General features: G+C 38.8%; 29 protein-coding genes. 20 read left to right on the top strand and 9 right to left on the bottom strand.

The features are described 5' to 3' along the window. Positions 1–96: 96 nt before the first annotated feature. A complete protein-coding gene (locus SB717_RS24310; protein WP_182005134.1) occupies positions 97–273 on the bottom strand; it encodes a hypothetical protein in 177 nt (58 codons plus the stop codon). A gap of 480 nt (positions 274–753) precedes the next feature. Here SB717_RS24310 and SB717_RS24305 point away from each other — a divergent pair, with 480 nt between their 5' ends. The 3 genes from SB717_RS24305 to SB717_RS24295 all read left to right on the top strand — a co-directional run bounded on the left by SB717_RS24305 (position 754) and on the right by SB717_RS24295 (position 3,285). Continuing rightward, complete coding sequence (locus tag SB717_RS24305) at positions 754–1,956, top strand: aminotransferase-like domain-containing protein (RefSeq protein WP_410904965.1); 1,203 nt, start codon at positions 754–756, stop codon at positions 1,954–1,956. Positions 1,957–2,020: 64 nt separating this feature from the next. After that, entirely contained in the window at positions 2,021–2,563 is a 543-nt protein-coding gene (locus SB717_RS24300) for a dienelactone hydrolase family protein (RefSeq protein ID WP_234483451.1), read from the top strand. Positions 2,564–2,670: 107 nt separating this feature from the next. Next, entirely contained in the window at positions 2,671–3,285 is a 615-nt protein-coding gene (locus SB717_RS24295) for a GNAT family N-acetyltransferase (protein WP_410904964.1), read from the top strand. 48 nt (positions 3,286–3,333) lie between these two features. Here SB717_RS24295 and SB717_RS24290 read toward each other — a convergent pair whose 3' ends face one another. From SB717_RS24290 to SB717_RS24275, 4 genes are all read right to left on the bottom strand, one after another. Continuing rightward, positions 3,334–5,277 (bottom strand): ABC transporter permease, encoded by a 1,944-nt coding sequence (locus tag SB717_RS24290; protein WP_410904963.1) that lies wholly within the window; start codon positions 5,275–5,277, stop codon positions 3,334–3,336. Beyond that, positions 5,267–6,028 (bottom strand): ABC transporter ATP-binding protein, encoded by a 762-nt coding sequence (locus tag SB717_RS24285; RefSeq protein WP_289524519.1) that lies wholly within the window; start codon positions 6,026–6,028, stop codon positions 5,267–5,269. The genes SB717_RS24290 and SB717_RS24285 overlap by 11 nt, the downstream gene beginning before the upstream one ends. A gap of 100 nt (positions 6,029–6,128) precedes the next feature. Continuing rightward, positions 6,129–7,133 (bottom strand): sensor histidine kinase, encoded by a 1,005-nt coding sequence (locus SB717_RS24280; RefSeq protein ID WP_410904962.1) that lies wholly within the window; start codon positions 7,131–7,133, stop codon positions 6,129–6,131. Next, positions 7,126–7,818, bottom strand: a complete 693-nt coding sequence (locus SB717_RS24275) for a response regulator transcription factor (RefSeq protein WP_098622194.1) — start codon at positions 7,816–7,818, stop codon at positions 7,126–7,128. Before SB717_RS24275 ends, SB717_RS24280 begins: the two co-directional genes overlap by 8 nt. 170 nt (positions 7,819–7,988) lie before the next feature. On the opposite strand from SB717_RS24275, the gene SB717_RS24270 reads away from it, so the two are divergent. From SB717_RS24270 to SB717_RS24260, 3 genes are all read left to right on the top strand, one after another. Continuing rightward, complete coding sequence (locus tag SB717_RS24270; protein ID WP_410904961.1) at positions 7,989–8,903, top strand: NAD(P)-dependent alcohol dehydrogenase; 915 nt, start codon at positions 7,989–7,991, stop codon at positions 8,901–8,903. 385 nt (positions 8,904–9,288) lie between these two features. Then, on the top strand, positions 9,289–9,576 hold the full coding sequence (locus tag SB717_RS24265) for a hypothetical protein (protein ID WP_312036112.1): 288 nt from the start codon (positions 9,289–9,291) through the stop codon (positions 9,574–9,576). Further along, complete coding sequence (locus SB717_RS24260; RefSeq protein ID WP_074679843.1) at positions 9,566–10,750, top strand: M20 family metallopeptidase; 1,185 nt, start codon at positions 9,566–9,568, stop codon at positions 10,748–10,750. Before SB717_RS24265 ends, SB717_RS24260 begins: the two co-directional genes overlap by 11 nt. A gap of 180 nt (positions 10,751–10,930) precedes the next feature. On the opposite strand, the gene SB717_RS24255 is transcribed toward SB717_RS24260, so the two are convergent. Further along, complete coding sequence (locus SB717_RS24255; protein ID WP_410904960.1) at positions 10,931–11,404, bottom strand: hypothetical protein; 474 nt, start codon at positions 11,402–11,404, stop codon at positions 10,931–10,933. Positions 11,405–11,497: 93 nt separating this feature from the next. On the opposite strand from SB717_RS24255, the gene SB717_RS24250 reads away from it, so the two are divergent. Next, positions 11,498–12,043, top strand: coding sequence for a GNAT family N-acetyltransferase (locus SB717_RS24250; protein ID WP_410904959.1), 546 nt, complete (start codon positions 11,498–11,500; stop codon positions 12,041–12,043). Between the two features lie 36 nt (positions 12,044–12,079). On the opposite strand, the gene SB717_RS24245 is transcribed toward SB717_RS24250, so the two are convergent. Further along, complete coding sequence (locus SB717_RS24245) at positions 12,080–12,835, bottom strand: prolyl oligopeptidase family serine peptidase (RefSeq protein WP_410904958.1); 756 nt, start codon at positions 12,833–12,835, stop codon at positions 12,080–12,082. A 220-nt stretch (positions 12,836–13,055) separates the two neighbouring features. On the opposite strand from SB717_RS24245, the gene SB717_RS24240 reads away from it, so the two are divergent. Both SB717_RS24240 and SB717_RS24235 read left to right on the top strand, forming a co-directional pair. Continuing rightward, positions 13,056–13,556, top strand: coding sequence for a CBO0543 family protein (locus SB717_RS24240; protein WP_074679850.1), 501 nt, complete (start codon positions 13,056–13,058; stop codon positions 13,554–13,556). A 38-nt stretch (positions 13,557–13,594) separates the two neighbouring features. Then, positions 13,595–14,206 carry a CBO0543 family protein gene (locus tag SB717_RS24235; RefSeq protein ID WP_410904957.1) on the top strand — a complete coding sequence of 204 codons (612 nt, stop codon included), beginning with the start codon at positions 13,595–13,597 and terminating at the stop codon, positions 14,204–14,206. A gap of 29 nt (positions 14,207–14,235) precedes the next feature. Here the strand turns inward: SB717_RS24235 and SB717_RS24230 are convergent, their stop codons facing one another. After that, positions 14,236–14,574: a hypothetical protein gene (locus tag SB717_RS24230; RefSeq protein WP_410904956.1), complete on the bottom strand. Its 339-nt coding sequence runs from the start codon at positions 14,572–14,574 to the stop codon at positions 14,236–14,238. A 211-nt stretch (positions 14,575–14,785) separates the two neighbouring features. Between SB717_RS24230 and SB717_RS24225 the strand changes: the two genes are divergently transcribed. The 5 genes from SB717_RS24225 to SB717_RS24205 all read left to right on the top strand — a co-directional run bounded on the left by SB717_RS24225 (position 14,786) and on the right by SB717_RS24205 (position 17,815). Beyond that, positions 14,786–14,968 (top strand): hypothetical protein, encoded by a 183-nt coding sequence (locus SB717_RS24225; protein ID WP_074679858.1) that lies wholly within the window; start codon positions 14,786–14,788, stop codon positions 14,966–14,968. 33 nt (positions 14,969–15,001) lie between these two features. Further along, entirely contained in the window at positions 15,002–15,202 is a 201-nt protein-coding gene (locus SB717_RS24220; protein WP_221784064.1) for a hypothetical protein, read from the top strand. A gap of 87 nt (positions 15,203–15,289) precedes the next feature. Continuing rightward, positions 15,290–15,628: a zinc ribbon domain-containing protein YjdM gene (locus SB717_RS24215; protein WP_029715023.1), complete on the top strand. Its 339-nt coding sequence runs from the start codon at positions 15,290–15,292 to the stop codon at positions 15,626–15,628. 200 nt (positions 15,629–15,828) lie between these two features. After that, complete coding sequence (gene gltP / locus SB717_RS24210; protein ID WP_029715022.1) at positions 15,829–17,073, top strand: glutamate-aspartate/proton symporter GltP; 1,245 nt, start codon at positions 15,829–15,831, stop codon at positions 17,071–17,073. Between the two features lie 262 nt (positions 17,074–17,335). Continuing rightward, positions 17,336–17,815, top strand: a complete 480-nt coding sequence (locus SB717_RS24205; protein ID WP_410904955.1) for a DUF2798 domain-containing protein — start codon at positions 17,336–17,338, stop codon at positions 17,813–17,815. Positions 17,816–17,842: 27 nt separating this feature from the next. Here SB717_RS24205 and SB717_RS24200 read toward each other — a convergent pair whose 3' ends face one another. Continuing rightward, a complete protein-coding gene (locus SB717_RS24200) occupies positions 17,843–18,709 on the bottom strand; it encodes a LysR family transcriptional regulator (RefSeq protein WP_410904954.1) in 867 nt (288 codons plus the stop codon). Positions 18,710–18,818: 109 nt separating this feature from the next. Between SB717_RS24200 and SB717_RS24195 the strand changes: the two genes are divergently transcribed. From SB717_RS24195 to gvpA (SB717_RS24170), 6 genes are all read left to right on the top strand, one after another. After that, positions 18,819–20,039, top strand: a complete 1,221-nt coding sequence (locus SB717_RS24195; RefSeq protein WP_410904953.1) for an MFS transporter — start codon at positions 18,819–18,821, stop codon at positions 20,037–20,039. Between the two features lie 108 nt (positions 20,040–20,147). Further along, on the top strand, positions 20,148–20,633 hold the full coding sequence (locus SB717_RS24190; protein WP_074679873.1) for a general stress protein: 486 nt from the start codon (positions 20,148–20,150) through the stop codon (positions 20,631–20,633). Between the two features lie 446 nt (positions 20,634–21,079). After that, entirely contained in the window at positions 21,080–21,340 is a 261-nt protein-coding gene (gene gvpA, locus SB717_RS24185) for a gas vesicle structural protein GvpA (RefSeq protein ID WP_013058000.1), read from the top strand. A gap of 60 nt (positions 21,341–21,400) precedes the next feature. After that, positions 21,401–21,877 carry a GvpT/GvpP family gas vesicle accessory protein gene (gene gvpT / locus SB717_RS24180; protein WP_057244327.1) on the top strand — a complete coding sequence of 159 codons (477 nt, stop codon included), beginning with the start codon at positions 21,401–21,403 and terminating at the stop codon, positions 21,875–21,877. A 25-nt stretch (positions 21,878–21,902) separates the two neighbouring features. Next, positions 21,903–22,388, top strand: a complete 486-nt coding sequence (gene gvpQ / locus SB717_RS24175) for a gas vesicle protein GvpQ (RefSeq protein ID WP_410904952.1) — start codon at positions 21,903–21,905, stop codon at positions 22,386–22,388. A 19-nt stretch (positions 22,389–22,407) separates the two neighbouring features. Then, positions 22,408–22,674: a gas vesicle structural protein GvpA gene (gene gvpA, locus SB717_RS24170; protein ID WP_013057997.1), complete on the top strand. Its 267-nt coding sequence runs from the start codon at positions 22,408–22,410 to the stop codon at positions 22,672–22,674. The last annotated feature ends 45 nt before the right edge of the window (positions 22,675–22,719 follow it).

The raw sequence follows: 22,719 nt of genomic DNA, 5'->3' as shown, positions 1-22,719 counted from the left end.
GTTATTGTTAGGTACTACATACCCGTTTTTTAACTTAAAGGTGTTTTTTATTTGTCTCACTCTAGGGGGTCAGTCCCTTCATAGCTTTAGCTTTTTTTATAGTACTTCATCACTTTCCACAAAAGTTTCAAGCGCAGGATGAAATTCTTTTTGATAGTGGCTAGACGGACATACTTTCACAACAGTAGAGCGAAGGGCATTGGACTTTGATGTATTTAACACTTGCTTGCATTTAGGGCATCGTTCATTAAACAGTAAATGAAACCATTTCACTTTTCATCACTCCCGTACTAAAACCTTTAAATCTCATCGAGTTAATAAGGATTATAAAGGGTTTTATACGGCAGGTCAATGAAAAGGGAAGGAATCTTACAAGATAGTTTACTGAGATAAATATATTTGCATAAAAAATTAAGAATTTATAGAATTTATTGTTTATTTATTTGATTTTTATGTTATCCTTTTTAACATACATTAAATACAAGGCCATATTTATCGTACGACCTTTGATTTGTATTATAAGCAGTGGACAAGAAAAAAATGGATAGAAAGGAGAAAGGGACATAAAGTAGGAATGAAGAGTCAGAGAGTGGATCAGACAAGGTGTAAACAGCTTAGTTGTCTATTAAAAATAGCATCTTACAGGGTGTAAAAACTGTCTGATCTCATAGAGAAAGTCGCCCGCTCCAACTTTTCTGACTATTCAAATAATTAATATTAAAAGTTTAAAATCTGAAAAAGGAATGATCATCAATGAAAGATAAATTTGCCCAACGAGCTAGTCTTGTAAAATCCTCTGAAACGCGTGAAATCTTAAAAGTAACGGAACGACCAGAAGTCATTTCGTTTGCAGGAGGACTTCCAGCGCCGGAGCTATTTCCCGTTGAAGCAATGAACGATGCGTGCCGCGCCGTATTAAATGAAGACGGAGCCGCTTCGCTTCAATATAGTACAACAGAGGGGTATATCCCTTTACGAGAAGCCATTTCTAAACGAATGCAGGACATCGGCATTGAGTCCACGGTTTCGAACATTTTAATTACGTCCGGATCTCAGCAGGCAATCGATCTTACCGGAAGACTGTTTCTTAATGACGGAGACGTGGTAATCTGTGAAAGCCCAACGTACCTAGCAGCCATTAACGTATTTAAATCCTACAATGCAACGTTTGTAGAAGTAGACATGGACGAAGACGGAATGATTATGGAAGAGCTAGAGAAAAAGCTTCAGGAAAATCCGCATGCTAAATTTATTTATACAATTCCTGATTTTCAAAATCCTACAGGGCGCACCTTAACGCGCGAAAGACGTCAGCGAATGATCGAGCTTGCGAATGCATACGATGTGCTGATTGTAGAAGACAATCCGTACGGAGGCGTTCGATTTGCAGGAGAAGCGCTGCCGCCGGTTAAGCATTTTGATACAGAAGGCAGAGTTATTTATATCAGCACATTCTCTAAAATTTTTGCACCGGGTCTTCGAATCGGCTGGGTGTGTGCAGATGAAGCTTTCATTGATAAGTACGTGGCGTTTAAACAAGTGGCAGACTTGCATACGGACAGCTTTGCTCAGCGCGTAACGGCTAAGTACATGGAGCTTTATGATATCGAAGAGCACATTCAAAAAATTAAAGCCGTATACAAAGAGCGATGTACCCAAATGTTATCGTGCATCGAAGAATTTTTCCCGGAGAATTTGTCTTACAGTAAGCCAGAAGGCGGATTGTTTATTTGGGTGGAACTGCCCCAAGGAATTGATTCAGCACATATCTTTTCAGAATGTCTAAAAAACAACGTAGCCTGTGTTCCGGGAACTCCTTTCTTTCCAAACGGAACAAGAAACAATGCGCTGCGCTTGAATTATTCTAATATGTCTGCTGAACAAATCGTTGAAGGCATGAAGCGCATGGGAGACGTATTGCATCGTGAATTGACAAAGGAAACGACTGTTTTATAAAAAAATGGAAAAATCAAATAAAGCGATTTTATTAATTCATGAAATATACGGTGTGAATAATCATATGAAGTTTATGAAAGAGAAATTGTCTAAGTTAGAGGCAGATATTATCTGTCCTAACTTATTATCTGAAGACGTTTCCTATAGTTATGAAGAAGAAGGAATGGCTTATCAAAACTTTGTTCAAAACATTGGGATTGATGAGGGTTCAAGACAAATTACTAACATGTTAATTCAACTAAAACAAGAATATGAAGAAGTAGGAGTTATAGGCTTCAGTGTAGGAGCCACAATATCGTGGCTATGCAGTGAAAATAATTTGTGTAGCTTCGTGATCGGCTGTTACGGATCGCGTATTAGAGATTATGTAAATAGAAGTCCTGTTTGCCCAACTCTTCTTATTTTTCCTGCTGAAGAGCAAACATTTGATGTAGACTGTTTAATAAATTCATTAGAGCAAAAAAGAGAGCCGCTTTTGGAAATCAGAAAGTTTTATGGCGTTCATGGTTTTATGAATCCTTTTTCACAAACCTTTCATAAAGAATCAGCAGACCAAGCCTTCCAAACAATAAGTGATTTTCTCGAAAAACAATTAGCTGATCACTAGCTATGTATTCTGAAAGTGATACCTTACAATAAGCAGAAACTGACCCTTTTCCAGTACATATACATGTATTAACATTTTCTTTAGACGTATCGAAAAGGAGCGAGGTTATGCTAAAGTCAGGTGAACTTGTAGGAACAGCGGTAAAGCTAGTGCCGCTTGGGAAAATGCATGAGCAAGGACTCTATGAAGCTGCAAAACCGAAAGAAATTTGGGAGCATCTCCCGGTAAAAGTTCATAGTTTAAGTGATATGAAACGGCTGGTTGAAAGTGCTTTAAAAGCCAAGAAAGAGGGAAGAGAGCTGCCTTTTGCTGTATTTGATAGAGAGTCACATTCAATTGTAGGAAGCACGAGATTTTTAGATATATCACTTCCCAACAAAAGCGTAGAAATAGGGTGGACGTGGTATCATCCATCCGTGTGGCGAACGCGAGTTAATACGGAGTGTAAGTATTTATTATTAAAATACTGTTTTGAAGAGCTGAAGCTTCACCGCGTTCAATTCAAAACGGATGTGCGAAACAAGCGGTCTAGAAAGGCTATTAAACGGTTAGGTGCCACGCAGGAAGGCATCACCAGCAAACACATGGTTTTACCTGATGGATACGTACGAGATTCGGTTATTTTCAGTGTAATTGACGACGAGTGGCCGTTTGTCAAAAAGCGACTAGAAGGTTTTTTACATGCAGCCAGTCAGGGAAATAAAGAAAATGCCAGCAATTAATGGCATGTAAAGATCAAAAGCACAAGCTATAGCTTGTGCTTTTGATCTTTAAAGAGCTTCTTTAATAATTTTTTTATAGTAAAGAACCGATAATATACCAAAGATAGAGTACAGGGCCGTATAGATAATCATAACGATAATCATTGGTGTCCAAAGCTCTGTTCCAAATAAGAACCACCCGGATTGTACGGCAAAATAACTGTGTAGTAAACCTACGACTAACGGAATGCCGAAGTTAAAAAGCTGCTTAATTATTATGCCGGTTAATAAGTCTTTTTCGGTAAAGCCTAGTTTTCTAAGAATTGTATAGTTTGGTTTTTCATCTTCACTTTCGTCCATTTGCTTGAAGTAAAGAATACACCCTGATGTAATTAAAAATGCCAGTCCTAGAAAAGCGACAATGAACATAATTAGACCCATAGTCTGCTTTTGGCTTTTTACCGTTTCGATACGCGAATCATTGAAGTTATGATTGTCCAACTTCATTTCTTTGAAAATCTCGTTTGCTTTTGGTAAGTCATTTTCTTGTGATATATCTACCCCTGTGTACACAGAAGATTCTTTTTGAATAGAAGGATCCACGTCTTTTTTCAGTTCATTAAACACGGAATCGTCTACAATCATAGTAGGCATACCACTCGTAAAATAAGTAGATAAGAGAAATTTTCGATTTAAGCCTATATACTTTTGCGGAATGACTTCTTTCTTTCCTTTTAGCTCAATTTCTCCGGAATCTTTAAATGAATTTACTCGTTGAAGCATATCATTATAGCCGGTAAACAAAGTTTCATTTTGAGCTACATTTACACCACTAACAGATGTTTCACTAACAACCGAAAAAACCATAGCGGACGAGTCTACCATCGGGGCTTCCAAATTATTTTCTAAGATGCTTTTTACGTTTGCTTTTACTTGGATAACGTCGATCTTTTTTTTCGTATATGCTATTTTCTTCCGATTCAGCGCAGCTTTAAACGAAGCAGCGTCTTTTGTATTATTGATAGAAAAATCGTTAGGCACATAATCTTCAGCCGACTTTTCAGCAGAATAATAAGAGATGTAGCTCAAGCACAATAGGCCAATAGCCAGAGCCGATACGGTTGTAATAACCGTTAGCAACAGTGCGTTTGATTTCATGCGAAACATAATCGAAGAAAGAGATAATACATTGTTAATCGATAAATAGCCTTTTTTGCTTTTTCGCATCAGATTTAATAAAAAGCGGACCGAGCCTTTATAAAACAAGTAAGTACCTATGATAACTGAGGCTAAAATAGATATCATGGCGATTGCTAAAGCATTCATGCTTGTAAAAGATCCGTCAAACAATTTAGCAGAAATATAGTAGCCGCAAGCAATAAAGGTCATGCCAAGAATTCCAATAATAATTTCAAGTATACTAATTTTTTTTGTTTTGCCTTCTGTTGATGACGTAACGCGGAATAGGGCTAAAATGGTCTGTCTTTTAATAAAAAGATAGTTCATCGTCATAATCAGTAAATAGATGACTCCGAACACAATAAGCGTTTGAATCAGGGCTTCTTCAGAAAAATGAAGTTTCGCGATACCTTTGGTGTCCGTAATTTTAAATAAAATCATAATGATTACTTTTGAAAACGAAAACCCGATTAAAATGCCGACAATCAGCGAGCTAAAGTACAGCATAAAATTTTCAACGGTCAAAATACGGAAAATTCTTGTTTTGGTCATGCCAATCAGCTGAAATAAGCCAATTTCTTTACTGCGTCGTTTGATAAATATCGTATTTGCATATAATAGAAAGATAGAAACAATGGCTACAAGTAAAACAGAAGCGGCTCGAACGGCTGCGCCTCCTTTAATGGAGCCTTTGGTTGCATCAAGAGCAGGATCATACTGAAGCGTGACAAAAGCAAAATATAAAGCTGCGCTGAAAATTAGTGCAAAAACGTATAAATAATAGTTTTTTACATTCTTTTTGAAGTTGCGGAAAACGAGCTGATTAATATTCATCTTGCACTCCGCCTAGTACGCCTTGAGTTTTCATAATATCTTCAAAGAAGTCTTTTCGCGTTTGGTTGCCTTTATACAGCTGTGTATAAATTTGTCCGTCTTTTATAAAAATCACTTTACTGCAGTAGCTGGCTGCCACTGGGTCATGCGTTACCATCACAATACTTGCGCTTCTTTTATCATTAAGCTCGGTCAGTTTGTTTAATAAATCGCTGGCTGCTTTTGAGTCAAGCGCACCGGTTGGTTCGTCAGCAAAAATCATGCTTGGCTCATGAATAAAGGCTCTTGCAGCAGAGGTACGCTGCTTTTGTCCGCCCGAAATTTCATTTGGGTATTTATCTTTTAGCTCGTAGATACCGAGCTGTTTAGCAAGCGCGTCAAATTTTTTGTGAGCTACTGCTGAAGGAGTTTTGACAACTGAAAGCGGCAAGAGGATATTTTCTTTCACTGTCAGCGTATCAAGCAAGTTATAGTCTTGAAAAATAAAGCCTAAATGTGTTTTTCGGAAGTTCGCTAACTGCTTTTCTTTCATTCTGCTAATTTCATTTCCTTCAATTTTGATAGTTCCGCCGTTGATTTTATCAATAGAGGAAAGCACGTTCAGAAGCGTCGTTTTACCTGAGCCTGAAGCACCCATAATTCCTACAAATTCTCCTTTCATAATGGTAATATCTACACCTTTTAATACTTCTTGTTTATTAAATTTATTTCCGTAGCTTTTATGAATATTAGTAGCTTCTAATATGTTCATATGTATTCACTCCTTTGATCTGATACGTTTATTATAAAAAAAGGGCTTTAGCTTTTCCTTTGATTCACCGAACAAATGACGAAAGCATGTGACATTTTTGTCACATGCTTTTCATATCAACAAAATCATTTGATTTAGGAAAGGCAAGCGTAAATGTCGTGCCTTCGTTAAGAACGGACTTCACACCAATGTGAATCGAAAGAGCGTGCGCCGCTTTTTGAGCGAGATACAGACCCATGCCTGTAGCGCGGCCGTCTTCATGCTGCGTAGTTGAGGTGAAACCTTTTTCAAAAATGCGGGGCATATCTTGAGGAGAAATGCCCCGTCCGTTATCTTTTACCTCGATGTACACTTGACCGTGGTGCTCGTAGCTTCTAATCAGCACATCAGATTCTTCACTGTACTTGACTGCATTTGTTAACAGCTGCCTCATAATAAAAGAAAGCCACTTTGCGTCACAAAGTACACGTTCTGCCTGTATATCCACATCAAACCCAATATTTTTTTGCATACACCAAGCTTGCAGCGTTTTGATTTCAGTGAAAATAAGGGACTCTAAATCCAGATGTTCAATATACATATCATTTTCGATAAAGAAAATGCGCTTTTGATGCAGCTGCTGATCAAGTAAAAAGTGAATACGAAGCCATTCGAACGTCAAGTTCGCTTTAACTTCTCGATTTTCTAACCGTTCAATTATTAAATGCATCGCAGTTAACGGCGTTTTAATTTCGTGAATCCAAGCTAACAATTCATCTTTTTCCTGCGTCACGTACAGCTGAGTCTGCACGCCATCTTTTTTCGCTTGTTCTAATTGTTGCATCAGATTTCGCTGAACAATCTTTTCAAAGGGGCGCAGCGGATGAGAAAGAGTAGAAGAATCAAAGAAATCCTCTTCATCTTTTAACCCTTGATAAAATTTTGTTTCTTTATGATAGCGGAAGACGCAAAAAATAAGAAAGACAATTGATGATATAAACACGATATAAAGAATCGAAGACACAGGAATGGATTCATCAATATAAGCGATAAAAAGCATAAAAAGATGCATCATAAAAAAGAAAAGGATCCAGCTTAGACGCTCGCGAATAAAGAGTTTAATCATAGCGTTCCTCTTCAATGGCTACGTAGCCTTGGCCGACTTTTGTTTCAATAAAAGCTCCAAGTCCAATTTCATCTAACTTTTTTCGCAGGCGATTGACGTTTACCGTCAGCGTGTTGTCACTGATAAACCGTTTATCTTCCCACAAACTATTAATCAGCTCATCTCGGCTTACAATCTTATTCTTTTTATGTATTAAGCATTTTAAAATAAAGATTTCATTTTTGGTTAAATCAATAGCTGTAGATCCCGCTGATACTTTATTTTTTTCGTAATCAATCGTAGCGCCTTGCCACGAAAGAAGGTTTACTTGTTCAACGCTGTAGTTATATACGCGGCGAAGAAGGGCCTGTATTTTTGCTACAAGCACATCAAAATGAAACGGCTTTTGAACAAAGTCGTCTGCTCCAAACTGCATAGACATTACCATATCAGAAGGATGATCACGTGAAGATAGGAAGATAATAGGGATTTTTGAATGAGAACGAATCATTCTGCACCAGTGAAATCCGTCATACTTCGGCAGCTGAATATCCATAATAACTAAATCAGGTTTTACCTCGCTAAACTCCTGCATAACGTTACTGAAATCACGGATGCCGTAAACATCATAAGACCATTGCTCCAACCGCTCTTTCAGTTCATTAAACAGCGTTACATCATCTTCAATTAAAAGAAGTTTAAACAATAATACGTACCACGCTTTCTGTTTTTATACTTATTTTATAGCAATATCCTTTTATTTACCATATGTGACAGTAGATTCACCGGCGTTCTTTATAAAATGTGAAAGAATGGATTTCGACGAGCATAGTTTATAAACATATATTGAACTCTAGTGAAAAAGGGAGAGCTGTTATGAAAGCAATGGTATGTACAAAGTATGGGAAACCAGATGTTCTTCAGCTTCAAGAAGTGGAAAAGCCTATTCCAAAAGAGAATGAAATACTGATAAAAATTTATGCCACCACGGTCACATCGGGCGACTGCAGAGTGAGGAGCTTTAATAGTCCACTGCTATTGTGGCTTCCAATGCGAATAGTTTTAGGATTACGGAAGCCTAGAAAATCAATACTAGGCGTAGAGCTGGCCGGAGAGGTAGAGGAAGTCGGCAAGAACGTAACGCGGTTCAAAAAAGGCGATCAGCTTTTTGCGATGACAGGTATGAAGTTCGGAGGATATGCGGAATATATCTGCTTACCAGAAAAGGGGACAATAGCTGTAAAGCCAGAGAATGTAACCCATGAAGAAGCCGCCTCTATTTCTTTCGGCGGCACGACGGCTCTGCATTTTTTTAGAAAAGGAAACATTCAAGCTGGGCAAAAAGCGATTATCTACGGTGCTTCAGGTGCCGTAGGAACTGCCGCTGTACAGCTTGCTAGCTATTACGGAGCTGAAGTGACAGGCGTGTGCAGTGCTAAAAATAGTGAATTAGTAAAGTCTTTAGGAGCAGATCGCGTCATCGACTACCAACACGAAAATTTTATTGAAAAAGAAGACAGATACGATCTTATTTTTGATGCCGTTGGGAAAATCACAAAAAATCAGTGCAAGGAAGCGTTAGCCTTAAATGGACGCTTTGTTTCGGTCGAAGGGCAAGGAATTGCCAAAGTGCAGACGAAAGATTTATTACTTCTTAAAAAACTGATGGAAGAAGGGCAGATAAAATCAGTGATTGATAGATGCTACTCTTTAGAACAAATTCCAGAAGCACATGAATATGTAGAAACCGGACGTAAAATAGGGAATGTAGCTGTAGTTTTAAAGAAATAAAAGCACATATTTAAAAAGCTAATTTGACTTACCGGGATAGTAGGTATAACATACAGATAAGTCAACTAAACATCTATTAAAAACCGATCGACCAGACGACTGGAGATGCTTTGAACAATCAAAGCATCTCTTTTTTCCAAGTATTGATTTAATTATAGGAGATAGCGAGGAAGATGTAGAAAGAAGGTATCAAGAGCTTGCCGCTTTCATTCCAATTGATCATGCCATTACATATTTAGCTCGTTTTTTTGATGATTATGACTTTCAGCAATTTGACGTAGACGCCCCGTTTCCAGAGTTAGGGGATATCGGAGCAAATGCGTTTCAAAGCACTACAAATAAAATTAAACAAGCGGCGGCTGCTCGAAAGTTAACCTTAAGACAATTGGCACTTGAAACAGTTTTACCGCGTTCGCCGTTTTCAGGAACACCTGAGCACGTAGCGGATGAAATGCAAAAATGGCATGAGCAGGAAGCAGCAGATGGATTTGTGCTTCGCCCGTTTATGAGCGAGACGTTTCATCAGTTTGTGGAAAAAGTGGTGCCTATCTTGGAAGAGCGAGGACTTTACGACACTTCATACGAAAGCAGTACGCTGCGCGGAAATTTAAACCTTTCCGTTCCAGCCAATCGATATAGTCAAATAAAGGGGGAGTTTGTGTATGACAGTTAAATCAATTAGTGACTACAGCGTCACAGAAAGCTTAAAGAAGCAGGTAATTGAGTGGAGAAGACATTTTCATCGCTATCCTGAATTATCGTTTCAAGAGCACCGAACGGCTCAGTACGTTGAAGATACGCTTCGTTCGTTTGGAAGCTTTATCATTACACGTCCTACACCAACAAGCGTGGTGGCTAGATTAATAGGAAAAGAGCAGGGAAAAGTGGTTGCGATTCGAGCAGATATGGACGCGCTGCCGATTGAAGAAGAAAACACGTTTGCGTTTGCTTCGGTTCATAAAGGCGTGATGCATGCATGCGGTCACGACGGTCACACGGCTATTTTGCTAGGAGTAGCTTCTGTACTTTCTCAGTTAGGAAATGAATGTAAAGGAGAAATTCGCTTGATTTTTCAACATGCAGAAGAGCTGCTGCCCGGAGGAGCGCAGGAGCTTGTGAAAGAAGGCGTGATGGAAGATGTGGATTACGTGATTGGCACGCATTTGAATTCTGGTCTTCCCGTCGGAGAAATCGGCGTGCTTGCAGGTCCTATGATGGCTTCGCCTGACACGTTTAATATATCGATTAAAGGAAAAGGAGGACACGCCGCAGCGCCTCATGAAGCAGTTGATGCGATCGTTGTAGGAGCACAAATTGTGACGAACCTTCAAACGATTGTTTCAAGAACGACCAATCCAATTGATAAATTAGTCGTATCGGTTACACAATTTCACGGAGGAACTACGCACAACGTACTTCCTGATAAAGTGGAGCTCAACGGTACCGTTCGAAGCTTTGACGCGGCTCTGCGAGAAAAAGTTCCGTCACAAATTGACCGGATTGTAAAAGGACTAACAGAAGCCTACGGTGCAGAGTACACCTTCACATATGAAAAAGGCTATCATCCCGTCATTAACTCTGAAGAAATTACGCGTTTAATTGAAGAAACAGCTATCGAAGAATATGGAAAAGAACGGGTTAAAACACTGTCTCCTAAAATGGGAGGAGAAGATTTTTCAGCTTATCTGCAGGAAACGGAAGGAGCATTTTTTAACATCGGAGCACGAAATGAAGAACAGGGCATCGTATACCCTCATCATCATCCGAAGTTTACGGTAGATGAAGCTTCGCTTGAAGTTGGAGTAAAGATGTTTTTGCGCATAACAGAAAAGCTGTTGGCTCGTTAAAAAAGAACAAGAACCTATTTGGTTCTTGTTCTTTTGTATGTATTCTTACTTCGTATCCTTATAATTCGTCGCAAATCCTGCTGCAATTAAACCAATTAGACTCAGCACTCCTACAATAACGGTTATAATCACTATACTCACCTCAGTCGCTCTTAATAACACGCTTTCATTTGTTTAATTTTACCATAAGTCTTCATGTGAAAGAAGCTTTTCTTTTAAAGGCTCTAGCTTCTTAAATTTTTGATCGTAGCTTTGTCGTTTTAACATGTCATTAGTAATTATCAAGGCATCTTCATTACGCCCTGCATAAAAGTAGGCCTCAATGACTTCGCCAAATCCTTCTGAGTAAGGAAAGTTTTCATATTTGGCTAGCTTAAATGAGGCGTCGTAGTGTTTCGTTGCTTGTTCATACTGCTTTGGTTTCAAAAGCATATGCCCGTTTGCTAAGTGTAAATCAGCTCGTTCTAAATCGGTAAGGGTATGGAGTTCGATCCCTTGGTTGCGTATTTCAAGCGCATCGTCATATCGCTTTTTTTCTTCTAGCTCAAATGCCTTTTCGTAAAAATGGTCAAATTTTGTTAGCGGCCTCCTTGATTTATAGAACTTGTAAATGCCGTATAGGATCAAAAGTAGTAACCAAAGCAATTTGTTCAACTCTCTTCCATCTCTTTATGTATAAGATTTATAATAAAGGAAATAAAACCAAATTAATAGATTGAATGAGAGAAAGACATTTGGAGGTATACAATGGTCATCAACCAGCAGATTTACCATGTAAAAGGACTTCAATACATCATTCGCTCAGCTGAGACTAGCGATGCAGACGAATTGTCTCACCTTAGAGTTCAGCTAGACGGAGAAACGGAAAACTTGGATCGTGAACCAGGAGAAGGGTGTATGGACGAATCCGATTTTGAAAAACTTATTCAACGTGATACAGAAAGTAAACGGAACTTATTCTTAGTAGCGGTTGTACATAATAAAATTGGTGGATTTTCAAGGTGCGAAGGCAACGAGTTGAAACGATTTGCCCATAAAGTAGAGTTTGGCGTATGCGTCGCAAAAGAATGTTGGGGATACGGAATTGGCGAAGGCCTTTTACAACAATCCATACTGTGGGCAGATAGCGCGGGCATGAAGAAAATGACGCTGAATGTGCTAGAGACCAATAAAAAAGCGATTGATTTATATACAAAATTCGGGTTTGAAATAGAAGGAGTATTAAAACATGACAAGGTGCTGTCTGACGGCAAGTACTATAATACGGTAGTAATGGGAAGGTTTAATAAGTAAGAGAACAAGGCGCTGATAAAACAGCACCTTTTTTCTTTACTTTTGCGTTTCACGAACCCATTTCACAATATCATCAATGACATAAGAAGGAATGTTGGCTGAAACAGCATATTCATCGGGCGTGCTTTTTTCACCAGTTCCTTCTGTGAAAAAGTGGTTGAGCTTTGGATAAAGCTTAAAAGAAGTGTTGGAACGCTGAGATAAGCTTTGTTTCCATCCTTCAAAATCTTTGGTCGTTACTTGATAATTACGTGCTCTTTGTAAAAAAAGCAGAGGCGTGTCCTGAGATTTTGCCACTTCTGCAGGGTGCCAGTGAGCTACGTCATACCAAAAATAAGGAGTGCCAAGCAGAAATTCTTTTGGCGGCTGAGCTGCTGAAAAGCTTGGGTCTTGTAAGATGGCAAACTGCTGCTGGAAAAATGCAAGCTGCTCTTTCGGAAGCTGATTCAGCGATACAAGATAGGCAAATTGTTCAAGCATTAACTCTGGAAGTGTGCGGCTCAGTGCAGCAAGTAACATAGAGCCGCGCACGCTTTTATCGGGCGTGTGATTTAAAATCCTGAGCATCATCATGCCGCCTTGACTGTGTCCTAGTATAAAAATATTGCGGCTGTCGATGCCTTTTTGTTTCGCAATTGCTTTGACTGCGAGTACGGCATCATCCGTTGTTTCATCGTCGACGTTTATTTTATTTTCACCGGACGCCGGATGGTAACGTTTAAAAAAACACAATAGGTGAAGGAAGAAGCCCATACTGATTAGAGTTGGGCTTTTTTCATGTCTCAACCACATGTATAAATCTCTTCAAAGAACTTAAAACTAAAACAAACATTTACGTATGTATGAATAGCGTGAACTTAGGGTTTATGTACGGGGAATTTACATTAGACGCTGCTGCGTATCTTTATAAATTAACATAAGCAATAATTGAGCGTGGTGAGAACAGCCGTCTCAAGCTGCCAATTGACAAGAAGGTAGGCTAACAACACTTGGTGAAAGGAGCGAAAAGGTGATGAGAAATAAAAAGTTTGAAATGAAATTTTTACGTGTAATGCTGCTTATCGCCCTGGGAATGCTCCCTTTTTTATTTAGAAAACCACCGATCAAAGACTGGCTGCTGGCTTATGCATTTAATGCATTAACAAATGGTATTATTGATAAATTTATTGTCTCTCACGGCCTTCTTCGATATCCAACTCGCTTACTGAAAAAACAGTTTAGAATTAATGTATTGTTCGACTTTTTACTGTATCCTAGCATATCCGTTATGATTAATCAGGCTACGTATCACGATAAAGGGTTAAAAATTTTATATAAAATTGTACTTTTTACGATTCCCATGTTTTTTATTGAATTATGGGCTGAAAAACGAACGAAGCTTATCGAATGGAAAACAGGCTGGATGTGGTACCACACCTTTATTAGCGTAACGTTAAAATCCTATCTTAACCGGCTGCTGATTGGATGGATTCGGAAAATTGAAAAGAAGCAGGACGAAACGAAAATAAAATAACATTAGTTCTAAAAACGACGTTAGAGAGGTGAACAAAGGTGCATATTTCTGTCCTTCTATGGCTGATTTTTCAAAATATCCATAAAAAAACCTGGAACAAAATACGCGAGCTGTATGCCGGGGTTTTATATGTGAGCTTTTTTAATATTCTTTATTACTTTTTGTGTAACGATAAGTTGCTTTGGGATTTTAAATCTTCTCATCTTTCATTAAAAGGACTGCGTATTTTACACCTTATATTTATTACACCTCTCATGATTTTGTCGTTCTTAGCTACCTATCCGTCTACACTCGCTAAGCAGGTGAAATATATTACAAAATGGGTATGTACAGCTTCGTTTGTAGAATGGATTGGGCTCAGGTGTAAGGGGATTACATTTAGGCACGGCTGGCATTTGGGGTGGTCAGCACTTATTTATGTAATGATGCTTATCTTCTCGAGATGGTTTCAAAAAAAGCCCTTTGCGGTCTTACCGCTATCGGTTTTTGCAACAGTAGTTCTCAGCATTATTTTTAAAGTTCCCATTAGCAAACGAATGCTAAAACATCCGCTGAAACGAATGTTAACTCGGCCTTTAAAAGATCATGTGACTCAAGCTGTTGCTAACAAAATAAAGAGAAAATGCCTGCTTCTAAAGCTGTTTTCGTAAGTGCCTGCTCTCTGTAAAGAGCAGGTTTTTTAGCTTACGGGAGGAATAACGTCCGTCAGCAGCAGAATGAAAAACATCAGGCCCACTCCCGTAAAGCTTAAAGAAGCAAGCAAATAAGCCGTCCAGCGCAAACGAAACGGATTATGTTCAATATTGGCTCCAGACATTAACCTCATGGAATGAGTTTTATAGTGAGAATGAGCGCTGTTGCTTCCGCTGCTTGAAAACCAAAAAGTCAAAACTGAAAACAAAAGTCCGCTAAAAAACATAAGCTCAATAAAGCGAATAGACAAAAATAATGAGCACGCATAGGTTAATCCAGCTTCAACAAGCAGGGTAATAACAAAAATAAGTTGAGTTCTCTTCAAAGAATCCTCCCCTTTTTTCTCTGTGTCTACTTTTTATTATACAATAATTCACATGTATAAAAAGTCTCAAAAATGCTTTTATTATGATATAATGGAAATAAATGTATTATTAGAAAGTGTTCAAAATCCGTATGCATCACGATTATAAGCTCTTTTATAATGATGAGCTGCGTTTAGCTTCAAGTACGTAGAATGAAAGTGAGGAACATGTATGGACTTAGGAGAGACAGTGATTGCCATACTGGCAGCGGGAGCACTCTTGTTATACGGTACGTTAGAGCTTTGGTTTGCACCTCGTAATTCTTCCTTTTTTAAAGGGTGGAAGCAAAAGCTGGCCGTTATTTTACCTTTATACGGCGTTACATTCGGCATATGGTATGCGTTTTTTTCGTAACAAAGAAATTCTTACAAAAAGGAGGAATGCAAAATGGAGATCAATTCATACCTCATTCGGTTTTCATGTATGCTGATGCTCATGTTTGGGGGATTATTTATTATACGGTATGTAAAAACAGGTGACTTTTATTTAGATCAGCTTCTTGTCTTTGGAGCGGGTTTTGTTCTGTTTATTGGCTCACTTATTTGGAAAAGAAAACATCAGCAGCAAGGAAATAAAGAAGCTTGTTAAATTTATAAAAATGTGACAGTATAAAACAGATAAAAAACGTAATCTCGTGACCTTGCTAACGTTTACGAGCTGCTGGAGGAAAAGAAAATGAATGTACCTAATTGTCCAAGCTGTCAATCACAGTATACATATGAAGATGGAAACCTGTTCATCTGCCCGGAGTGTGCGCATGAATGGGGGCAAGATGAAAAAGCAGAAAGCACGGAGGAACAGCTTACTGTAAAAGATGCAAACGGTAATGCTTTAAAAGACGGAGATTCAGTTACTGTCATCAAAGACTTAAAAGTAAAAGGAAGCTCATCGGTTGTAAAGATCGGAACGAAAGTAAAAAGCATTCGTTTAGTAGAAGGCGATCATAACATCGACTGCAAAATTGATGGATTTGGAGCGATGAGCTTAAAATCTCAGTTTGTGAAAAAAGCATAACGATAAAAAAGTCAGGATGAAGAAGACTTTCATCCTGACTTTTTTCTATGTATTTTAACTGGCAAGGTAAAATATATAGACCAATTTGTCTATTTTAGAAGGAATCTAGCTAAATGTCCCGAACTTACTTAAAGTGTCTGAGGGATTGGATATTAATGGAATAGATGTCCGTTTCATGAAGACAAAAGGGAGGGAGAAATGTGAAAAAATTTTTAGCGTTTCAAATTTTAATTGCATTAGTAATTGGAGCTGTTATCGGGCACTTTTTTCCAGACTTCGGGATGGCTTTAAGACCGGTAGGAGACGGGTTTATCCGCCTCATTAAAATGATTGTGGTGCCGATTGTCTTTTCAACCATCGTCATAGGTGCTGCGGGAAGCGGCAGTATGAAACAAATGGGGAGTTTAGGGTTAAAGACGATTATTTGGTTTGAAATCATTACTACCATTGTATTAGGAATCGGTCTGCTGTTAGTGAATTTGCTAAAGCCTGGAGTAGGCCTCGATCTTTCTCATCTTGTTAAAAAAGATATCGGTGAATTGTCTCAGTACACCGACAAAGTCGTGGACTTTAAACAAATGATTTTAAACATCATTCCAACGAATATCGTCGATGTGATGGCAAAAAATGATTTGCTGGCCGTGATTTTCTTTGCTATTTTATTCGGTGTTGCCGCTTCAGGAGTTGGTAAAGCATCCGAACCTGCAATGAAATTTTTTGAATCCACCGCTAAAATTATGTTTAAATTAACGCAAATTGTTATGGTTACAGCGCCTCTTGGTGTATTAGCGCTAATGGCCGCATCTGTGGGGCAATACGGCATTGTACTTCTGCTTCCAATGCTGAAGCTAATTGGAACCGTCTTTTTAGGTCTTTTTATTATTTTATTTGTTTTATTTCCGCTTGTTGGGTTTTTGTTCAAATTCAACTACTTTGAAGTATTCAAAATGATTTGGGATTTGTTTCTTATTGCGTTTTCAACAACAAGTACGGAAACGGTGCTGCCACAGCTGATGGAACGGATGGAAAAGTACGGATGTCCTAAACGAGTGGTTTCGTTCGTTATTCCGTCGGGCCTGTCGTTAAACTGTGATGGCTCCACGCTGTATTTATCCGTTTCATGCGTCTTTTTAGCACAGGCTTTTAACATCGATATGCCATTAACTCAGCAATTATTTATGATGCTTATACTCGTGATGACAAGTAAAGGAATCGCGGCTGTCCCGTCAGGTTCACTTGTTGTTCTTTTAGCAACAGCCAACGCAGTAGGTCTGCCGGCTGAAGGAGTCGCAATCATTGCAGGAGTGGACCGCATCATGGATATGGCCAGAACAGGAGTTAACGTTCCAGGCCACGCCATTGCCTGTATCGTCGTCTCGAAATGGGAAAAAGTATTTCGAACCCAAACACCAATTCCGCCTGCATCTCACACGGAATCTCTATAAAACCCCCCCCGCTTTAGCTCCTAAAGCGGGGGTTTTTTGTTAAATCTCTAAACACTTATTAACGATGTAGACTAGAGTAATTTGCCATACTCAGCCCTACTAAAAAAGAGCACGCGCCGCTTAAGTCTAAAAAAATGCTCTGTGACTGTTTTTTGGTCACAGGGCATTTTTTTAGATGAATGTTCACAAAATGTTCACTTACGAAGAAGGAAGATAAAAAGCTATACTAAGCCAAGTAAAAAACATGAAAAGGATGAGGAATGTGCCAACAACTAAAAAAGAAAGTATTTATTTTGGAATGATGATGTGCGGAGGGATGGTGCTTGTGATGACGATGTATAACATGTTAATGAATGATGTCATCGGGCATATCACACTTGCAGAAGGTATTTTGAATTTGGTTATCACATTTGTAGTTGCCATGATTATCGAAACTTTCTTAGTAGGACCCGTAGCAAAAAAAGTAGCATTTTCACTGCCGTTTGATAAGTCTAAACAGTTAAAAGTCGTGTTGATTTTATCATCATGTATGGTGATCGGAATGGTGCTTTCTATGTCTATATACGGATTAATTACGATGTCACTTACGAAAGGTTTAGACGGAGAGCCGATTCTTTCAAGCTATGCATTGATCGTTATGAAAAACTTTATCGTAGCCTATCCGCTTCAACTTCTCATTATGGGACCTTTAGTTCGCGGATTATTTATGAAATTTGTTAAGAAGAATCCCGCCGCTGCTTAAGTCAAAACCCTAAGAACGCCTATTTTCTTAGGGTTTTGTTGTGCAAAGCTGGTCAGTCAGAAGAAAAGAAAATTCACGTAAAGCCGCCGATACAAAGGCATCTTTCCGCGTAATAAAAAAAGTAGGAACCTTTCTATATGGCTGCGGCAGCGGAGTTAACGTTAATGAATTATAGTTAGATACAATGGATTTCATCATTACAGCTACGCCCATACCTGCTTTTACACACCCAATAATGGCTTCAATGGTACCAAATTCTAATATGCGTTTTGGAAACACGGCTTCTTTTGTCATAAGCATTTCTAACGTATGTCGATATGCGCATCCGCTGCTGAAAGCTAATAGGTTCATATCGTTTAGGCTGTAAAGAGAAGGAAGAGGATGCCGGCTCACAAGTACAAGCTCTTCATCTTGAGTAAATAAAGAGTTTAGATCGGGATGTTCACAGCTGCCTGCAACAAATGCGCCTTCAAGTTTTCGGGTTAAAACTAGGTGAATAAGAACATCGGTTGTATGTGTTTCTAAAATGAAGTCTACATCCGGGTAGGCAGTGCAATAAGTAGAAAGCAAAGGCGGCAGCCGAAGAGCTGCGGTGGATTCAGTTGCACCTATTTTTAAGGGTCCTATCGGCGTATGCGAGCTGCTTTGAACAGCTATAGTAGCTTCGTTGGTTAAACGCAGAATTTGTTCAGCATAACGATGCAACAGCTCTCCGCTGGAAGTTAACGTTACGCCTTTACCGCTGCGTTCAAATAGCTGTGTACCGAGTTCAGCTTCTAGCTGCTGAATTCGCATCGTCACATTCGACTGCACGTAGCTTAAACTTTTGGCAGCTTTTGAAATGTTTTTTTCTTCTGCTACTGTCGTAAAAACAAGCAAATCTTTTATATCCATCAAATCTCCTCCTTCAGCTATCACTTTTATTGATGACTTTTATCTTTATTCCTTATTTTACATGATATCACCGCTACTCTACACTGAAAGTAAAGGTGGAGGAGAGAAAATGAGCAGACAAAAAGCTTCTTATAAGTGGATGATTTTATTTATTGCCACGCTGTCTCAGGCGTGTGCCACGTTTGTCACGTATGGGATAGGACCATTGGCAGCGCTTTGGCAAAGAATATATGATTTATCGCAGTTTCAAACAGGACTGCTCGTATCAGCTGTTCAAATTGGTCCAATTTTTTCCATGCTGTTCTTTGGAAACTGGATGGATCGCTATGGAGAAAGATGGCTTGTAGGAGGAGGATCTATTTTGCTGGGGGTAAGCATGCTTTTTGCCTATAGAGCCGATCATTATTTGTATCTAACAGGCGTACTTCTTGCAGCAGGCGTGTGGTATGGAACAGCACAGCCAGGAGGAAGCAAAGCCGTGGTGAAGTGGTTTCCTTCTCATCATAGAGGCCTTGCCATGGGGATTCGGCAAACGGGAATTCCCATTGGAGGCGCTGTTGCTTCCGCGGCATTACCGCTGGTGTTTTATCAATACGGGTGGCATGGGGCTGTTCTCGTACAGGCTGCGGCAGCTATTGGAGGGGGTCTTCTTTTTTTTATATTCTATCGAGAATACCCATCATCGCCAGAAAAAAAAGAAACATTTACGCTTCTTCAAAAAATCATGCGTATTTCTCAAGATAAAACGCTCTATTCCTTATTCTTTGTAGGTATTTCAATGATTTCCCTTCAAATGATCATTGTGGCGCACTTTATAAGCTATTTAACGAAAGCCATAAAGATGGATTTTGCTTCCGCGGGCATGTTGCTGAGCGTCACGCTGTTAGGGGGAATGATTGGGAGAATTGCTTTAGCTTGGGTAAGCGATCATGTGTATAACGGAAATCGAAGAACACCTTTGCAAGCGACGGTTTGGGTGACTGTAGGACTAATCATAGCTATTTCTTATATTGGATTTACTTTGCCTTTTTGGCTACTAGCTGCAGTTTGTTTTAGCCTTGGCTTTTTTGCAATTGGCTGGTTTAGTTTGTTTATCGTGTTAATAGCAGAAAAAGCTGATGATCGTTTTATTGGTTTAACGGTAAGCATTGCGTTAACGCTCAATCAATTTGCCATCGTGCTCGCACCGATTTGGTTTGGGCTCCTTGTGGATTGGTTCCGGAGCTACGCGTTGGCTTTCAGTACGGTTGCATGCTTCATTGCTTGTGGAGGGATATGGTTAAATAAAGAGCGAGTTCATTCATTTTTAAATAAAAACGTCACTAAATGAAAAGTGATTTAGGGCTATTTATTTAAGAATAGAGAAGACCTCTTACTCTCTAAAACGTTTCAAAGCGCTACTCTCGGGTACACACAACATTAATGAGGAGGAGATAGTATGGAAGCAAAAGCAAAGAATGTTGTTGGAGTATATGAAACGGAACAAGAAGCAATTCATGCTGTAGACAGTTTAAAAAAAGAAGGATACGCATCAGAAGAAATATCTATCATCGGTAAACATAAAAAGACTAAAAAAGTTCAGAAAGAAACGAATACAAAAGCAGAAGGGGCAGCAACCGGAGCGCTTACTGGAGGTACGCTAGGGAGCTTGACCGGAATATTAGCAGGTGCCGGTGCTCTTGCAATCCCGGGAATAGGCCCAATTGTAGCGGCTGGTCCGATTGTAGCTACATTAACAGGTGCAGCAGCTGGTGCGAGTGTAGGAGGTTTGTCAGGTATTTTAGTCGGTATGGGAATTCCAAAACAGCAGGCCGAACAATATAATGATTCAGTCAAAGAAGGCAGCTTGCTTGTTTTAGTAGACAAAGAAGATTCAGATCATGATGGAAACCCAAAAGCGCCTTTAACAGGAATGATTTTATAGAACGTATGATATGTAAGAGAAAGCTGTCGCAGTGCGACAGCTTTTTTATGCGCTGGCTTTGTTTAAGTGAACTTAACGCACAATAATATTCCATAATAGTTAAAAACATCAAATTTTTTCAGGGTACCCTGAAAATAATATGCCTTAAATTATAATGTAATATTATTGTAACAATAATGTATTTATTGTTTTATTTTGGAATTTTAATTTCAGTAAAAGCTTTAACAACGGGATTTTCGTGTAAAATACATCCTTAAATTAACTGTAAACTATTATACGAAGTAGAATAATTTTCTAATTATTTTTTAGGAATTAATTTTTAGCAAATTATTCATGTTTGAAAGATGGTTAAAAAGTATATTTCAAAAGTATGTTTACTAAAAAAGTTAAGCAGGTTGTTTAGTAGCATCATTCATTTAGTTAAATTTCGAAAGGAGCTGCTAAAAATGAGTATTCAAAAAAGTACAGATAGTTCAAGTTTAGCAGAAGTGATTGATCGAATTCTAGACAAAGGAATTGTCATCGATGCTTTTGCTCGAGTATCACTCGTAGGAATTGAAATTTTAACGATTGAAGCACGAGTGGTTATTGCAAGTGTCGATACGTGGCTTCGCTACGCAGAAGCCGTCGGGTTATTAACCGACAAAGTAGAGGAAGAAGGGCTGCCTGGCCGAACAGAGGAGCGAGGAGCAGGGCTTAGCTTTTAAGTCTTTTAATCATTAGAAGATTCATTTAATAAATAATAATAAGAGAAAAGAGGATGGAACATGACAACAACTGATCAAAATGAAAAACAACAAAATCAGCAGCAAGAAGAAAAAACACAAAACTCTTTAAATCTTGCCATTTTAGGAGGCGTAGTAGGAGCGGGAATTGGACTTCTTTCAAGTCCGCAAACGAGTAAAAAAGTACTCAGCCGCTTAGGACAATCAGAAATTGTACGTGCGACAGGGCAAGAGTTAAGAAGAAACGCACAGGATATTTTAACGCAGCAAGCGATGGGGGCGTTAAGACAGACGGCTACAGGCTATCTTGAAAAAGACAATTTAAGCAAGCTGCTGGCACCTAAAAAGAAAAAAGAAGATGCATCAAATGAACAGGGAGATTCGCAGGAAGAAGTCAGCGAAAGCGCAGAAATGGAAACGTCACAGTACGAAGAGTTAAAAGAAGAAAATAAAAATATGAATGATCAGCTGCAGCGCATTGAAGAAATGCTAAACAAACTCATGGACGCGAAGAAGTAAGATATCCGTCCTGAAGGGGAATTTCATGGATAAAAAAGATGTGGAGAAAGCAGCACTAAAAGCGGGAAAAAAAATAGTTGAGCACACGCCTGAACCTGTTAAGGAAAAAGTAGAAGAAAAGGTTAAAGAAAAAGTTAAAGAAAAAGCAAAAGAAAAGTTTGTCGAAAAAACCGAAGGGAAACTGCAGGAAAAAGCAAATGAAGCGTCAGAAAAACTGCAGAAAACAAAAGAGAAAAACGCCAGTAAGGTACACGGCAAAGGGGAAGAAGCAAAAGATAAGCTTCAAGACGTCTTATTATCGGTCAAAGATAAGCTTAGCGATGTGAAAGAAGCTGGAGAAAACTTTCAAGAAAAAGTTTTTTCTTCAGACGATAAAGAGAAGTCAAAAAACAAGCGGAAAATAAAAGGCGTAAATCAGATTAAAAAAGCAACCGATATTAAAAGCTCTACTAAGATTAAAAGTTCCAATGATATTAAATCATCTACAGATTTAAAAACAATGGGATCATAAGCGAAAGGAGAAATGGGATATGTCTATTCAAAAAAGTACTAATAGTTCAAGTTTAGCAGAAGTAATTGACCGTATTTTAGATAAAGGAATTGTTATTGATGCTTTTGCAAGAGTGTCTGTTGTAGGAATTGAAATTTTAACAATTGAAGCACGAGTGGTTATTGCTAGTGTTGATACATGGTTACGCTATGCAGAAGCAGTGGGGCTTCTTCGTGACGACGTAGAAGAAAACGGTCTTCCTGAACGTTCAAATTCAAGTGAAGGACAGCCGCGTTTTAGCATTTAATATGAAGTGGTATGGAACCTTCCTTTTTGAGGGTGGTTCCAGCTT

Origin of the sequence: Priestia sp. SIMBA_032, from assembly GCF_046535215.1 — a bacterium.
Lineage (GTDB): Bacteria > Bacillota > Bacilli > Bacillales > Bacillaceae_H > Priestia > Priestia aryabhattai.
Note: the sequence above shows the minus strand (reverse complement) of the source record. Positions and strands in the feature narration are given on the sequence as shown.